The sequence below is a fragment of the Streptomyces sp. NPDC025721 genome (assembly GCF_055558595.1).
Genome location: NZ_JBVHMF010000021.1, coordinates 1 through 13,871, shown reverse-complemented (window position 1 = coordinate 13,871; position 13,871 = coordinate 1). Strand labels below are relative to the sequence as shown.

Below are 13,871 nucleotides of genomic sequence, written 5' to 3'. Positions count from 1 at the left end.
GACCGGCACGGCACGAGCCGCGACCCTGTGTCGACGTCTCGGCTCCTGCGGTGCCCTCAGGCGTTCACGCGGGCCAATGGCTGCTCTCGCCCCTGACGGCCAGGGAACAGCAGGGCGGCCGATCCGGGCGGAACGGGATCGGAGCCCCCCTTCGCACGGCGCTCCGCCGGACGGCGGTGATGGAAGCCGCGGCCCGCAGTCCGCCACGGCCTCGGGTCGCTGCCCGGGGTGGGGCGGGGGGATGGGAAACTGGCGGGTATGGATATCCGTCACAGGAACAACGTCACCGTCACCGGCTGTGCAGACGGGCCGGTGCTCCTGCTGGCGCACGGGTTCGGCTGTGACCAGAACATGTGGCGCACGGTGGTTCCCGTATTGGCTGAGAGCTACCGGGTGGTGCTCTTCGACTACGTGGGTTCCGGCCGGGCAGACCCGTCGGCCTGGGACGAGCGGCGTTACAGCTCCCTGGAGGGCTACGCGCGGGACGTACTGGAGGTCTGCGAGGAGCTGGACCTGCGGGACGTGACGTTCGTGGGGCACTCGGTCAGCGCGATGGTCGGGGTGCTCGCCGCGGCGAAGGCCCCGCGGCGTGTGTCCCGGCTGGTGATGGTCGCGCCGTCGCCCTGCTACATCGACGGCGACGGTTACCGGGGCGGGTTCAGCGCCGAGGACATCGACGAGCTGCTGGAGTCGCTGGAGTCGAACTATCTGGGCTGGTCGGCGGCGATGGCCCCGGTCATCATGGGCAACGCGGACCGCCCGGAACTCGGCCAGGAGCTGACCGCCTCGTTCTGCGCGACCGACCCGGACATGGCTCGCGTCTTCGCCCGCACGACGTTCCTGTCCGACAGCCGCGAGGACCTGAAAACGGTCACGGCGCCGACGCTGGTCCTTGAATGCAGGCAGGACGTGATCGCGCCCCGGGAGGTCGGCGCCTACGTCCACGCGGCGATCCCCGGCAGCCGCCTGGTCACGCTGGAGGCGACGGGTCACTGCCCGCAGCTGAGCGCGCCGCAGGCCACCGCGGGCGCGATCATCGAGTTCGTCGGGACAAGCCGGTGATGTGCAGGACCGACCAGGCGCCCGAGCCGGGCGAGGAGCAGGACGTGGACACCACGGACGCGGTGTTCACCTCATTGCTGGAGGACAGTGCGGAGGAGCTGTACGAGCAGGCCCCGTGCGGATATCTGTCGACGCTGATGGACGGCACCATCGCGAGGATCAACACCACCCTGCTGGACTGGCTGGGCATGGAGCGTGCGCAGGTGGTGGGGCGGATGCGGTTCACCGATCTGCTCACTGTGGGGGGCAAGCTCTATCACGAGACGCACTTCGCGCCGCTGTTGCAGATGAAGGGCGAGGTCAGCGGCATCGCCCTGGACATCAGGGCCGCCGGAAAGGCGCGGATGCCGGTGCTGGTCACCTCGAAGGTGAAGACCAGCGAGGACGGCGAGCCCCTGCTGATCCGCACCACCGTTTTCGACGCCCGCGACCGCCGCGCCTATGAGGCGGAGTTGCTGCGCGGCCGCGAGGCGGCTGAGGAAGCCCACCGGCAGGCCGAAGCGGCGCGCCGGCGCGCGGAGGCTGATCGCGTCCGGCTCCAGGAGGCGCTCGCCGTTCTCCAGCAGAGCCTGCTGCCCTCGCAACTGCCCGCGATCCCGGGCCTGGAGGCCGGTTCCTACTACCACACGGCATCCCCGGATCTGCTGGGCGGAGACTTCTACGACCTGTTCCCCCTGGACTGCGGCCGGTGGGCGTTCTTCCTCGGGGACGTGTGCGGCAAGGGGCCCCAAGCCGCCGCGGTCACCTCACTGGCCCGCTACACCCTGCGCGCCGCCGCTCTGCACGATGCCGACCCGGTCACCGTGCTCACCACCCTGAACACGGTGCTGCACGAGCGGTACGCCAGCGGCGAGGGCCGCTACTGCACCGCCGTCTTCGGAGTCCTGGAAACCGATGAGGGCCACGTCGGCGTGCACCTGGCTTCCGGCGGACACCCCTCCGCGGTGATCCAGCGCGCGGACGGCAGCACCGATTACGTTCCCACTCCGGGCGGCCTGCTCGTCGGCGTCCTGCCGCAGGCCCCGTTCACGGCCGCCCGCGCCGATCTGCTGCCCGGCGACACCCTGCTCCTGTACACCGACGGCCTGACCGAGGCCCGCACCGGGCCGGACCGTGAGCTGTACGGCGAGGACGCTCTGTGTGCTTTCATCGCCGCCCAGCCGCCGACGGGCCCGCAGGCTCTCATCACCGCCCTGAGCGGGCTGCTCGCCACCTTCGGCGACGGGCTCGACGACGACACCGCCCTGCTCGCCCTCGGCATGCCCGCCCCGCTTCCCACCACCGCGAGTGACGAGCTGACATGAACCCCTTGACGATCACCGCCCGAGCCACCGCCACCGGTCCCGTCCTGGAGATCACCGGTGACCTCGACTACGCGACGGCACCCGAACTGCGCAGGGCCGTAGACGGCCTGGCGGTCGCCGCGGGGCAACTGCTGGTCCTGGACCTGGCCGGCCTGGACTTCTGCGACTCCAGCGGGATCAGCGCTCTGCTGTCGGTTCGGAGTCTGGCTATCGAACACGGCGGCGACATGACCCTCGCCGCGGTTCCCGCGAACACCGCCCGCATCCTGGGCATCATCGGCCTGGACCAGGTTTTCACCATCCACCCGGACGCCACGACGGCCACCGCCCGCCACTCCGCCGCCAGTTGATCCTGCTCCGGACAGCGTCAGCCAAGGGGGTCAGTGTTGGGGTGGCCGCGCTATGCCGCCTCCCAGGCAGAGGCGCTGCCAAAGAGCCATTCGCCGATCGGTGCGGCGTAGGCGGGGGAGTTGGACGGCGATGCCGCCCACGGCACTGGCCGCGCCGGTGATCAGAACGTTGTCTGGTGGGTGCGGCCGCCAGCGGCCGGGCGGGCAGGGAGACCCGCTCGGCCCGGGTACCGCAGCTGGGACGGGGAATCAGGCGTTGATCGAGGCTTCGTGTCCGGCGTCCTTCGCCGATGTCCGTGTCCGCGGCAGGACGAGATAGGTCAGGGCCAGTCCGATCAGGCTCAGGACCGCGCCCGCCAGGCCGGTCCACCGCAGAGCACCGGCGGCGACGATCGCGCCGCCGATGACCGAGCCGGCTGCCGCACCGAGGTTGAAGGCGCCCACGTTGACGGAGACCGCCAGGCTCGGCGCGGCGCCCGCGTGGTGCAGGATCAGTCCCTGCAGCGGGGCGATGGTCGCGGTGGCGAACAGACCGAGCACCAGGACTGCCGCCACGGCGGTGGGCTGCCACACCACGGCGAACGGGATGAGCGAGAGCGTCGCCGCGAGGCCGCCGAAGACCCCGCGTACGGTGGCGCTCATCGACTTGTCGGTCAGCTTTCCGGCGGTGAGGTTGCCGAGAAAACTACCCGCGCCGTAGGCGAGCAGCAGACCGGAGACCGCGTCGGCGGAGAAGCCGGAGACCCGGGTCAGCAGCGGCGCGATGTAGGTGAACAGTGTGGCGACCCCGGAAAAGCCCACCGCGGTGGTGGCGATGGCGAGCATGACCGGCCGACGGGTCACCACGCGCATCTCGTCACGCAACCGCGTGGACGGGGCTTCCTGACGGGGCAGTACGGCGGCCAGGAGCACGGTGCCCACCAGGGACAGAACGGTCAGCGCGGCGAATGGAGCCCGCCATCCGGCGCTTTGCCCGAGCAGTGCCCCCAGGGGCACTCCGAGGAGCGTGGCCACGGTGAAGCCGGAGGCCACGGTGGCGATGGCCGAGCCCGTCTTCTCGGCCGGGACCACCCGAACCGCCGTCACCAGCGCCAGCGCCAGGAAAGCGGCGTGACTCAGCGAGGACACCACGCGGCCCACCAGGAGCAGGCCGAACGACGGCGCCACGGCGCTCGTCGCACTGCCCGCCGCGAACAGCAGCATCAGCCCGATGGCGAGGCCCTTGCGCGGCAGACGCGAGGTCAGCAGGGCCATGAGCGGCCCTCCGACCACGACTCCGAGCGCGTATGCGGTCACTGCCTGTCCGGCGGTTCCCACGGAGACGTCCAGATCCTCGCCGACCTGGGGCAGCAACCCGGCGATCAGGTACTCCGAGGTACCCACGACGAAGACGCTTACGCACAGTGCGGCGAGCGTCGCGAAACCCTTGTTCACCTTCATGCCGCAGACGCTAAAGTCTCACATGGGTATGAGAGTCAAGCCCGAACGGGCAATGTCCGCGCGACTGTCAGGAGGTCCCTGTGCGTATCGGTGAGTTGTCCCGGCGGACCGATGTGGCCGTGTACCTGTTGCGCTACTACGAGGAGCAGGGTCTGCTCCATCCGCAGCGTCGTCCCAGCGGTTACCGGGAATACGTCGAGGAGGACGTCGCCGTGGTCCGCCGCATCCGCAGCCTGCTCGCCGCCGGCTTGGGCACCTCCACCATCACCGCGGTCCTGCCGTGCCTGCGGGATACCGGCGACCGTCTCGTCCCCACCTGCTCGGACCTGCTCGCCGACCTCCACCAGGAACGCGACCGCATCGCTCAGGCCATCAGCGACCTTCAGGCTTCCATGGACGCGCTCAACAACGTCATCGCTGCGGCCCCAGCCGACGTCACTCGCAGGGCACTTGCTTCACTCGACGTGTGAACGAATCGACTCTCACCGCCGTACCCCGACGGCGCTGAGGTCCCCAAGGTGGTGCCCGGCCTGTCGAAAGGGTTACGGAGTTGGCCCGCATATGGCCCGGATCTTGGTGATGGACTCCCGCCAGATGCCGAGCAGTGCCCGCACCTCTACTTGTCCTCGCGGCACCCGGATTGCCACCGCGGTCCTGCCCGTGGAAGCGCACCGGCGGACAGGTGCGAGGCAGAAATGGCCGTGCGGTATCGCGGTCACCGTCGAACAGCCGAGGCCGTGCGAACTGTCCAGGAGCCGCCGGGTCGTCGGGGTCCCTGCGGGCGTCTGTCTCGGCTGCGGGCCCATGCTCCATGCCGGCCCAGCGACCCCATTCTGATTGTGGAGAACGCCGTCCGTCCGTGGGGGCCGGGGTGGTCGTATGGGCTGATATGCCATACCGCCCAGTAGGCGCAGACCAGCGCGTCGGCTACGAAGGGGCTTTGTACCTGTGCTACGGCAGAGTCCTCGGCGCGAGTGTTGCCAACACATCTGCGAGAGTTGGCTTTGGTGAGTTGGGCGATGGCCGCACCAACCAGGCCCCCGCGGCGCCGCCGCACCGGCTAATCGTTGCATGCCATGATCCTGATGGGCTGGTGCCACCGGCATCACGCCACACGCTGGGGATGCCGCGTCGGAACAACGCCTCCAGCCAAGGCCGAGGTGGTCGTGCTGTGCTGCCGAAGCGAAGGTGTGGAAGCAGCGCGGCCAACCGCGGGCAGGCCCGATATTCTTGGTACCGGCCGTATCGGTTCGTAAACGGCGCTTTGCGCCTCAGCGGGTCTGCTCGATGACGCAGTGGCCTCGCCGGAGTTCGGGTCTCCTGGAGTGCCGTAGAAGTGAGCGTCCCAGGCGATCGGCTGTGGCTGAGCCTGGCGAACTCCGCGGCGAGATTGTGGACTTCTCCGCTGTGGATCAGGGCGAATATGACCTGGCCTCTACCGCGCTGCCCCAAATGCTCTGTCAGCAAAGCTGTGACCAACTCGCCGACGAGTACGCCGCCGCAGACCAACTGGTTCAGCAGATCGCCGTGACTGTTCTTGGCGGGACCAAGGGCGGTAGGAGAGGATCGGCCCTGCTGATGACCGTCGGCCTCTTGGATTTGAGGGGGCGCGCTTGAGTGGCGTCATGGAGGACGTACTCCTCTGGGGCCCAGGTGGTCGCGTTCTCGTTGCGGTTACCAGAGGCACGGGATCCAGAATTGGTCATGTCTTCAATGTGGTCAACGTGGACGGTAATATCGTCTTCCTCGACTACCAGTTAGGAACGGTCCAGCCGGTAGGCTGGGGGAGTGCTAACTCATGAGGATGAACTGACGAGCTGTCAATGACTGAAGTGCTGGGCGCGGCCTCTACTTTGTTGGTGCAGGGCGGTGCAGGCCGGGACCCGGAGACGATGAGGCTTGAGCCGGAGCACGCCTACGTCGAAGACGGGCACGCAGTCATTCCCTACAACTCTCGAGCCTTTTCGGACGAAGGCCGGAAAAGCGAGCGGCTGATGGGAAATCTACCGGTCCTGGTAGATCTCTCTACTGGAGTGTGCCGATACATGACCATCCAGGAAGTACTGGCACGCCCAGAGGCTCAGGACAGCGAATGATACGGCGAGGAGTTCGCCTTGCTTGACCGGACGGCCCTGCCGCCCGACGGAGTCGTAGCGGTACTGCGCCACGGCTGCGGCTGTCGAGGCGCTCGCGCCGGCGGCGGTTGCCCACAAGTTGATGGCTGAGACTTGTCCCGTGCATCACCCGCCGGTCCTCCCGCCGCAGCGGGCAACCGGCCTCCCGCGAAGCCGAACGCGACTGATCGTTCTCAAGGGCACCACGGTCACCCTGGCACGAAGCGACCCTGACCCTGGGCCCCGAGGCCACTTTTTCATAGAGTCCGTGGACGTGACCATAGTCCTGAACCTCGCCACCATAGTGATCGCCTCTCTGGCATTGCTGCTGGCCCTGCGGCAGAACCGCCTCAGCAACGGAGGGAACCACCTGCCGGTGATCCTCGAAGCCTTCAAGTTAGTCCACGGCCCGGAGTCGACCTACCTCGAAGATGAGAAGTATGTCTTGAACGATCTAGCCCGGCACTCCGTCGACTGCGGCGTTACCGAACTTCCCGACGAAGCTCGCCCCCATGCATTGAAGATAGGGATGTTCTTCGACGACCTCGGCAGGCTCGTCGCCCACGGCATAATCGATCAGGAACTGGTTGTCGGCTCCTTCGGTACGGGAATCGTCCGCATGTGGGACGCCCTGGCTCCATACGTCTACCAACAGAGACGCGTCCACGACAACCACTTCTGGATCTACTTCGAGGACCTCGCAGCCCGCACCGCTGCTACACCGAACACCCTGGTCTACGCCGCCTTGGGCCTGCGTTCACGCCCACCTCGGAGCCGGTGACACCCAGCGTCATCGCCCGCCCCACCCAGCACAGCATCCGTCACGGAACTGGGGCGGCCTCCGGATCGGCGGCCGCGAGCCGGGCAGCGAACGCCAGTTGGTCGACGCCCGTGCCAGGATCGAGTCGGGTGAGCGCGGACAGCACGGCGTGGGTGAGCGAAGGGGTCGGCAGGAGGACGTAGCCGGTCCGACGGTGTTCAAGGACTGTCCGCAGGTGCGGGTTATCGCCGTAGACTTCGTCGCCCGCGACCCAGCGAGCGGAAGCTCCCGCGTCCAGGGCCCGCTCAACCATGGGGGCAGCGAGTTGGGGCTTGGAGGCGAAGGCCAGATCGTCAGGGATGCCCGCGCTCCGGCAGCGATCCGGGTTCTCAGTCCACGAGCGTGGCACGTACAGGGCTCGGTCGATGGCGGCGTGTCCGCGGGCGGCGTAGTAAGCGAGATAGACGGTGACCTGGACGTTCTCGATGTGGCCGGCCGTGCCGGTGTACAGGCGCTGGACGCCGACGGTCGCCGTGCCCTTCTTCAGGTCGCCCGTCTCGTCGACCACGAGCACCGCCTGGTCGTCGGCGAGGTGCTCGATCACGTAGGCGCGCACGTCGTCAGGGGCTGCGTCGGCGTCCCATTTCGCACGGTGGAGCAGGTGCTGCATGCCGTCTGGGGCTGCGTCGCCGGCGTGCTCGGCCAGCGTCCAGCAGTTCTTCCTCGGCAGGTCCGAGAGTAGGCCGAGCACCAACGCGGTTGCGCGACGTCGGGGTTCGACCCGAGCGAACCGGCCCGTCACGCGACTCATCAGCTGGTCGAACATCGCCCGCCACCGGGCAGGCACTCCGCTGTGCCCCGCGGCCACCGCCTGATTTTCGTTTGTCCACACAACTCACGATGATCAACGGGGGCCGCAGCCATCTCCGCACCAGCCCCGACCAGCAAGGTCACGATCTACGACTGGAGTACTAACAACGGCCAACACAATGAGTTGACCTGTCGCAGGGTGATCAAGCAGCAGGCGAGTTTGAGGATGGCCTCGTGGATGTCAGCTCGTCGTTCCCAGGGGATGCGGAGTCGTTTGAAACCGTGGAGCCAGGCGAAGGTTCGCTCGACGACCCAGCGGTAGGTGCCCAGTCCGGTGCCGTGCCGAGTGCCACGGCGACCGACAGCACGAGCGCCGCAGCGGTGACGCACGAAGCTTCCCGCAGCGCCGGAGCCCGGCGTGGCCTACGGGCTGGCGGCGGCCGAGGACTACGAGACGCGTAATGAGGCCAAGGTCGGCGTCTCCGACGTTCGGCGCATCGTTCCGCTCGAACACCCACCGGGCTGGCTGCGCCAGGACCAGCTGTGCCGTCTCAGTAACCACCAGGTGCCTTCAACGGTGTAGGAGACGTGGCACAGCGGCCCGATCAGCGTCTTCACCCGCGTCGGCGTCCACCGCTGGTCCGCCCATCCGTGGACTAGCGGACCGCGCTGCAACTCTTGCTCCAGCCGGGCGATCTGCGCGTCACTGAGGCGAGGACGGCCGGGCGAACCCTTCAAGGCCACTCCAGCCTCGCGACACTCACCGGCGGTGTGGCCTGGCGGTGGTCAGACGGCGTCGATCACCCGCCGTACTGCGGATTCGATGGCGCGTTGTCCGGCGGGCAGGGGGTGGCCGCGGTTGTCGCCGCCGTTCCGGCCGACGTCGTAGACCCATGGTGAGGCGCTGCACAGTTCGTGACCGTCGAAGCTGTTCAGGACCGAGACGTAGGTAACGTGAGCGCGGGCGGCCGCGGCCCGGGTGGCGGCATCCATCTGCGCGGCCAGGTCGTTGAGATTGGAGCGCTCAGAAGGTGTGAGCCAGCCGCACCGCCTGGTGGCCGACTGCTGCGCGGGGAACAACCGCGGATAGCCGACCACGACTACCCGGGCATGCGGAGCTGTCGTTTTGACCAGCTGATAGGCGCTCAGCAGCTTCCCCGGGAGCGTCTGGCTGATGTAGCTCCTCGCGTGGGCGACGGTGCGATCCAGGACGCAGTCGCTGAGGAAGCAGTGGGTCAGGATGCCGGAGAAGCCGACATCGTTTCCACCGATAGTGAGCGTGACCAGGCTCGGTGCGGGCCGAAGGGAACGCAGACGGGTCGTCACCTGTGCGGGTTCCCCCTTGAACGTCGAGCTGAGCGCCGAGATTTCCGCCCCTGAACACGCCAGGTGCGCCGCGAGATGCACGGCCGCGTCGTCTACCGCCAGCAGCCGGGGCCACGCCTGCGGGCTACGATCGCAGGCGTGGGAAGCGGCGTCGAACGGCGGATTGCCCTCGCCAGAGGAGTAGGAGTCGCCCAGCGCGACAGTCGAGACCGGCGCCGGAAGCGCCGCACTGGATTTCAGGAGCGTGGCGCGAGGTTCGTCCATCCCCAGCCCCGGGCGCGGCATGGACACCAGCACGGTCTGCCAAGTGCCACATAGCCCGTCCGGGGCGGTGCACTGGACTTGTTCGACGTAGAGACGGCCTTCGGCTAGGGCGTACTGGCTGCTGTTTCCGCCTGCGCCGGAGTCGAGCGCGGAGGTGTCGAAGGAGTCCACCGGCGCGCCGGTGGTGTGGCTGTAGGTGTCTACCTGAAAGCTGGTGGAGGTGTACGCGTTATAGGCGACATTGCGCAGCAGCACGATGTGGCCGCGGCTGTCGGCTTGGACGGCGACCGGTGCGTAGGCGCGGTCGCGGGCGTCGTCTCTTTCGGGGACGGTACGGGTGAACAGCAGATGGCCCCTGGGATCGACAGCGATCAGGCGGTCGGTGCTGCTTCCAGCCTGAGTGACAGTCAGCAGGACCGGCACCCCCCACGAGGCAGCGGTCCAAGCGTTGATGAGTGGGTCGGCGCAGTATGGCAGGGTGTAACGGCCGGTGCGGCCACTGATGTTGAACACATCGAGGCGGTTAACCGGGTCGTACCGCCAGCAGTCGGGTTTGGAGGTGGGGCCGCTGCGGTTGGTGAGGTACGCGAACACGTAGCCGTCGGGGTTCACAGCGAGCCGCTGCGGCATCTCGGCAGCGGCGGACACCACGCGAACGCGGCCGATGTCGTTGCCGTGGTAGTCGACGTACCGCACGCCGTCTCCGGCGTAGTTCTCCACTACCAGGCCCCGCCGGTAGGCCCCGACGATGCCGGAAGCGTCCGCGGACCGGTTGGCGAACAGCAATGCCCCGGTCGTCGCGGATATGCCGAAGATCACGGCCTGCCAGCCGCAGTTGGTGTACGCGGTGCCGGCGCCGTAGATGTTGCCGTCCGCGCCCGGGACGAGCTGTCCGTATCCGATAGCGACAGGAGACTGGCCGCACGTCACGCTGATGGGGCGGGTCCACTTCAACGCCGCGCCCTGGTACGCCGCCACGACCGAAGGATCGGTGCCGTTGCCGAGCGGGCGTGGGCGGATGCCTACCGTCAGACCACTGGCGCTCACCATGCTGACACAAGACGCCAGCGCTCCTGCGGGCGCGCCGGGAAGCGGAGACCCACCGGCAGTGAACCGCTGCACCATCGGCCCTGTGCTGTCGTTGCCCGTGCATCCCTGGACGCTGGAGTTCCCCTGCAAGTCCGTATGGAGCAGCCCTGAACTCTCAACGGGCTGCTGCCATGCCGCAGCCGACGGCTGCGGCATGTCCTGCGGGAGTTCGGCACGTGCCGCGGGTGCCATGAGCCCCGCCGCTAATAGCATTCCTGTCACCGCTGCGACCAGCGCACGTCGTGTCCCCGGCATAAGTCCCACCCCTCAGCTCACCTCCGCGGACCGCCGGGCGGATCACCCGGGCCAAGCGGAATCAGGCGATGTTAGCGGCCGATGTGTCCTTATGAGCCCTGTTCGCCGTTATTGCCTGTCAGACGCTCATTTGGCATCTACTCCGATACGCACCGACAAGCACCTGCCTGTCAGCAGGTGCGTCCGCCCCACCGACTCTCCGGTGCCCTCTGCGCCGTCACAGGCCCCGGGCCCGGACGGATCCCGCTTCGAAATTCCCCGGGCCCGCTGTCACCGTGGATGACCCGTCTAACCGAACTAAGTTGATCGCATGGCGTTGACCTGTGTGGACTTGATTGAGTGAGACGGCTGCGCGTTGCGATTCCGTGGACCAGCACAACACCTAACTGTTCGTTCCCCACCAGCACACGCCCCCCTCACCCCTCGCGCGGACTGAACACGCTATCCGCCGACTCCCCCCGGCCGCTGGCCAAGCGAAGGACCCACCTCGGCGCAGCAACCCCACTCTGAGAACGCGGCCTCATTCCGTCACCCCGCACACGCCATTTCGTCGGTGCTCCTTCGTGTTGGCAGGGACTGGAGCCGGGTGACAGCGCCTCCCGGTCAGATACCGGCCGACGTCCCGGAAACCAGAACCGCCGCTCCCTCCTCGGCAGCAGCGGCTCGATCCGCTCCTAGGTAGCCGTTGTAAGAGCTCGTCTACGTGTGATGCCCCGACCGTGCGGCGGTGGCCGCACGAGTCTGCCCGCCGAACGAGCAGAGCGCGACGACCAGCTGTGAAGCTGACGGCGTACCGTCTCGCAGCCCCGGCCGTCCACGCCACCGGGTAACGCCCGGGTCTCGATTCCCTCCGATTCCAGTGTGGAATCCAGGTGGGCGCCTGGGTGCCGGCGCGCGGAGGGCATAGAGGCGGTCGGGGTCCCGGGGCGGGTTTCGCCGACTGCGGCGAGCAGTTTGCCCGCCGTGCGGGATACCGCCCGCTCGATTCGGGGTGCCGGGCCGGGATGCGGCTTGTACTGGCCGAGCCATGACGCGGTTGTGGGTTCGCCGCGTGGCAGGTGACAGGTACAGGCAGTGGGAGGCTGCGCGGTCCTCACCGGCGGCGTACTGCCACCACCGGCGGGCGTCGTAGGTGGCGTCGGCGAGGTGGAGGATGCAGCCCAGGACGCGGGCCGCAGCGTTGTCGGCAGTTGCTCGGTGACCCATTCACTGAGGTTCACGGCGCCCTGGGCCACGACGGCCTCGCCCAGTTGCGTCAGCAGCGCGGCGGGGCTCTGTGGGCCTGTTTCGCTGCCGCGTGGTCCAGGCCCACCCGGTCCTCGCTGAAGCGGTCCGAGGCGACCGGGCGCAGCCCGAGCAGGGAGTCACCGAGTCGGCAGCTGACGCCGCCGTAGAGGAACGACAGTTCCTCGCGCGTCTTGTCGTCCGCGTCCGCGGGCAGCTCGAAGGCCACGGGCAGTCCGAAGAGGTCCTCGTAGAAGGCGCGGGAGCGGTCGACGCCGGTGACCGTGAGGCGGATATGGGCGAAGGCGCGCGGAGTGATCTGCATCCACCCATCATGTGGCCCGGGCGACGGAACGCCCGGTAATCGGGGAAGCGTGAGCGTTCCGGGTGTTGGTGGCGGCCCGCACGGTACGGGCTATTTTCGACGTCGGATGATGATGTAGTACCCGACGACGATTGCCAACGAGGCGAGGAACACTACGGCAACCGCCTGTCCGGCACCGGGCTCCGTCGTTGAAACGAGGCTGAGCTGACCGAATGCCTGTGTGGGATCAGGGATGCGAGGACTCATTTATTGCCACCGGCGGAGGCGCGGTGGCTGATCCACGCTATAGCCCCGATCATGCCTATACCGAAGACGAGGGGGATGACGGCCAGCGCCCCGTTGCCGTTTATCGCCGCGCTGACACCCAGAACGATAAGAATGACCGTAGCGAAACCCGCGATCGTCAGAAGCGGTTTGACCATATGTATCTCCTCACGAGGGTGGGTGCCGCGTGACACCCACCCTCGCCACGGTTTATTACTGAGCGGCTTCTGTGCCAGCGGTGGCCGCCGCAGCGAGGCCGGATGCCAGCACGGTGCAGCCCGTGATGCCTAGGCCGATACTCGCTCCCAGAGTAGGCGCGGCTCCGGCAGCGGCGGCTGCATCGCAAATCGCTTCTGTTCCGATTCCCACCAAAAATCCGACTTTAGCAGCGAACGCTCCGCTGTCGTCTTCGGTTATTACTTTCTTCATCAAACTGGCGAAATATCCGAACTTTAGGCTTTGCCGAAGAATGATCTTCCGTTGGGGTCGGTGTGGTTGATGGGGTCACCGGCGAGGGCGAGGTAGGGGGTTGGTTTTCTGGCCGGAGGGGTCGGTTTGGGTGAAGCGGCCGGGGGTGGGGTCGTAGTAGCGGGCGCCCGTTCTGTACGGGCCGGTGGGGTAGAGGCGTCCTGGCCGTAGGGGTTGTGGTTGTGGGTGCGGGCGGCGTTGGCCAGGCCGAGGACGGAGCCGTCGATGTCGGTGGGGTAGTAGTACGAAGTGCCCCCGGTATTCATGGAGTTGAGTGTGCCCTGGGGATCGCGGGTGTATCCGGTGTCGGTTCCTGCGGTGGTGGAGGCGGCGAGTCCTTCGGGTCCGTTGTGGAAGGTGGTCGCGCCGAGGCGGGTGCGTTCGCCGTTGTCGGTGCCGGAGTATGCGGCGCTGAGGCGGGTGAGCTGGTTGAAGGCGTAGGTGGTCCTGGTGTCGGGGCACGTGAGGGGGCGTCGACGCCGGTCGTGTTGCCCGCCGCGTCCAGGCAGTCGTGGATGGCAGTGGGGGTGTCCGCTTCGGTGAGCCGGTTGTCCGGACGGGGTTACCGGCGCCGAGCCGTCGTTCATCGTCTCGCACGAGCTGCCCCTGTACGCCGACGCCTACCGGCACTTCGACGACCGCGACCGGGGATGGACGAAGGTCGTCCTGAAGCCGTGACCCGGCGCAGTGCCGCGGCCGGGGGGGGGGTGGGGGGGGGGCGGGGGCGGGGGGGGAGGGGGCCCGGGAAAAACCCCGCCCCCCGTTTCGCGCGATGGATAGGCGGAGGGGGGGGGGGACCGGGGAAAGATCAACAGA

Annotated in this window: 13 protein-coding genes and 4 pseudogenes; 9 read left to right on the top strand and 8 right to left on the bottom strand. The window is 67.8% G+C overall.

Annotated elements, in window-relative coordinates; translation table 11 throughout:
• The first annotated feature begins 258 nt into the window (after nucleotides 1-258).
• From ACZ4EF_RS25885 to ACZ4EF_RS25875, 3 genes are read left to right on the top strand one after another with little or no spacing between them, the layout of a single operon-like run.
• A complete protein-coding gene (locus tag ACZ4EF_RS25885; RefSeq protein ID WP_467506516.1) occupies nucleotides 259-1,062 on the top strand; it encodes an alpha/beta fold hydrolase in 804 nt (267 codons plus the stop codon).
• Entirely contained in the window at nucleotides 1,062-2,366 is a 1,305-nt protein-coding gene (locus ACZ4EF_RS25880; RefSeq protein WP_467506515.1) for a PP2C family protein-serine/threonine phosphatase, read from the top strand. Before ACZ4EF_RS25885 ends, ACZ4EF_RS25880 begins: the two co-directional genes overlap by 1 nt.
• Nucleotides 2,363-2,716, top strand: a complete 354-nt coding sequence (locus ACZ4EF_RS25875) for an STAS domain-containing protein (protein ID WP_467506514.1) — start codon at nucleotides 2,363-2,365, stop codon at nucleotides 2,714-2,716. The genes ACZ4EF_RS25880 and ACZ4EF_RS25875 overlap by 4 nt, the downstream gene beginning before the upstream one ends.
• A 249-nt stretch (nucleotides 2,717-2,965) precedes the next feature.
• Here the strand turns inward: ACZ4EF_RS25875 and ACZ4EF_RS25870 are convergent, their stop codons facing one another.
• Nucleotides 2,966-4,156: an MFS transporter gene (locus ACZ4EF_RS25870; RefSeq protein ID WP_467506513.1), complete on the bottom strand. Its 1,191-nt coding sequence runs from the start codon at nucleotides 4,154-4,156 to the stop codon at nucleotides 2,966-2,968.
• Between the two features lie 80 nt (nucleotides 4,157-4,236).
• Between ACZ4EF_RS25870 and ACZ4EF_RS25865 the strand changes: the two genes are divergently transcribed.
• The 5 genes from ACZ4EF_RS25865 (at nucleotide 4,237) to ACZ4EF_RS25845 (ending at nucleotide 7,051) form a co-directional block, all read left to right on the top strand.
• Complete coding sequence (locus tag ACZ4EF_RS25865) at nucleotides 4,237-4,626, top strand: MerR family transcriptional regulator (protein WP_266608394.1); 390 nt, start codon at nucleotides 4,237-4,239, stop codon at nucleotides 4,624-4,626.
• A gap of 889 nt (nucleotides 4,627-5,515) precedes the next feature.
• Nucleotides 5,516-5,773: a hypothetical protein gene (locus ACZ4EF_RS25860; RefSeq protein WP_467506512.1), complete on the top strand. Its 258-nt coding sequence runs from the start codon at nucleotides 5,516-5,518 to the stop codon at nucleotides 5,771-5,773.
• 8 nt (nucleotides 5,774-5,781) lie between these two features.
• Nucleotides 5,782-5,958, top strand: coding sequence for a toxin glutamine deamidase domain-containing protein (locus ACZ4EF_RS25855; RefSeq protein WP_467506511.1), 177 nt, complete (start codon nucleotides 5,782-5,784; stop codon nucleotides 5,956-5,958).
• Nucleotides 5,959-5,979: 21 nt separating this feature from the next.
• Nucleotides 5,980-6,252: a hypothetical protein gene (locus ACZ4EF_RS25850; protein ID WP_467506510.1), complete on the top strand. Its 273-nt coding sequence runs from the start codon at nucleotides 5,980-5,982 to the stop codon at nucleotides 6,250-6,252.
• Between the two features lie 286 nt (nucleotides 6,253-6,538).
• Nucleotides 6,539-7,051, top strand: coding sequence for a DUF4760 domain-containing protein (locus ACZ4EF_RS25845; protein WP_401854512.1), 513 nt, complete (start codon nucleotides 6,539-6,541; stop codon nucleotides 7,049-7,051).
• A 172-nt stretch (nucleotides 7,052-7,223) separates the two neighbouring features.
• On the opposite strand, the pseudogene ACZ4EF_RS25840 reads toward ACZ4EF_RS25845, so the two are convergent.
• The 7 genes and pseudogenes from ACZ4EF_RS25840 to ACZ4EF_RS25810 form a co-directional block, all read right to left on the bottom strand.
• Nucleotides 7,224-7,841, bottom strand: a pseudogene (locus tag ACZ4EF_RS25840) (IS701 family transposase); the annotation flags it as partial.
• A gap of 146 nt (nucleotides 7,842-7,987) precedes the next feature.
• Nucleotides 7,988-8,227 (bottom strand): annotated as a pseudogene (locus ACZ4EF_RS25835) (transposase); the annotation flags it as partial.
• Between the two features lie 109 nt (nucleotides 8,228-8,336).
• Nucleotides 8,337-8,593: pseudogene (locus ACZ4EF_RS25830) on the bottom strand (winged helix-turn-helix domain-containing protein); the annotation flags it as partial.
• 33 nt (nucleotides 8,594-8,626) lie between these two features.
• The gene (locus ACZ4EF_RS25825) at nucleotides 8,627-10,480 is read right to left on the bottom strand and encodes an SGNH/GDSL hydrolase family protein (protein ID WP_467506509.1); all 1,854 of its coding nucleotides are present in this window, start codon (nucleotides 10,478-10,480) and stop codon (nucleotides 8,627-8,629) included.
• A 1,549-nt stretch (nucleotides 10,481-12,029) separates the two neighbouring features.
• Nucleotides 12,030-12,323, bottom strand: coding sequence for a VOC family protein (locus ACZ4EF_RS25820; RefSeq protein ID WP_401720314.1), 294 nt, complete (start codon nucleotides 12,321-12,323; stop codon nucleotides 12,030-12,032).
• A gap of 242 nt (nucleotides 12,324-12,565) precedes the next feature.
• Entirely contained in the window at nucleotides 12,566-12,745 is a 180-nt protein-coding gene (locus tag ACZ4EF_RS25815; RefSeq protein WP_467506508.1) for a hypothetical protein, read from the bottom strand.
• A gap of 294 nt (nucleotides 12,746-13,039) precedes the next feature.
• Nucleotides 13,040-13,321 carry a hypothetical protein gene (locus tag ACZ4EF_RS25810; RefSeq protein ID WP_467506507.1) on the bottom strand — a complete coding sequence of 94 codons (282 nt, stop codon included), beginning with the start codon at nucleotides 13,319-13,321 and terminating at the stop codon, nucleotides 13,040-13,042.
• Between the two features lie 304 nt (nucleotides 13,322-13,625).
• Between ACZ4EF_RS25810 and ACZ4EF_RS25805 the strand changes: the two are divergent.
• Nucleotides 13,626-13,733, top strand: a pseudogene (locus ACZ4EF_RS25805) (aldehyde dehydrogenase); the annotation flags it as partial.
• Nucleotides 13,734-13,871 lie beyond the last annotated feature (138 nt).

Coding starts and splice junctions, on each gene's coding strand:
- ACZ4EF_RS25820 (WP_401720314.1), bottom strand. CDS start 12,323: ATGCAGATCACTCCGCGCGCCTTCGCCCATATCCGCCTCACGGTCACC.
- ACZ4EF_RS25880 (WP_467506515.1), top strand. CDS start 1,062: ATGTGCAGGACCGACCAGGCGCCCGAGCCGGGCGAGGAGCAGGACGTG.
- ACZ4EF_RS25885 (WP_467506516.1), top strand. CDS start 259: ATGGATATCCGTCACAGGAACAACGTCACCGTCACCGGCTGTGCAGAC.
- ACZ4EF_RS25855 (WP_467506511.1), top strand. CDS start 5,782: ATGGAGGACGTACTCCTCTGGGGCCCAGGTGGTCGCGTTCTCGTTGCG.
- ACZ4EF_RS25870 (WP_467506513.1), bottom strand. CDS start 4,156: ATGAAGGTGAACAAGGGTTTCGCGACGCTCGCCGCACTGTGCGTAAGC.
- ACZ4EF_RS25875 (WP_467506514.1), top strand. CDS start 2,363: ATGAACCCCTTGACGATCACCGCCCGAGCCACCGCCACCGGTCCCGTC.
- ACZ4EF_RS25850 (WP_467506510.1), top strand. CDS start 5,980: ATGACTGAAGTGCTGGGCGCGGCCTCTACTTTGTTGGTGCAGGGCGGT.
- ACZ4EF_RS25810 (WP_467506507.1), bottom strand. CDS start 13,321: ATGAATACCGGGGGCACTTCGTACTACTACCCCACCGACATCGACGGC.
- ACZ4EF_RS25825 (WP_467506509.1), bottom strand. CDS start 10,480: ATGGTGAGCGCCAGTGGTCTGACGGTAGGCATCCGCCCACGCCCGCTC.
- ACZ4EF_RS25815 (WP_467506508.1), bottom strand. CDS start 12,745: ATGGTCAAACCGCTTCTGACGATCGCGGGTTTCGCTACGGTCATTCTT.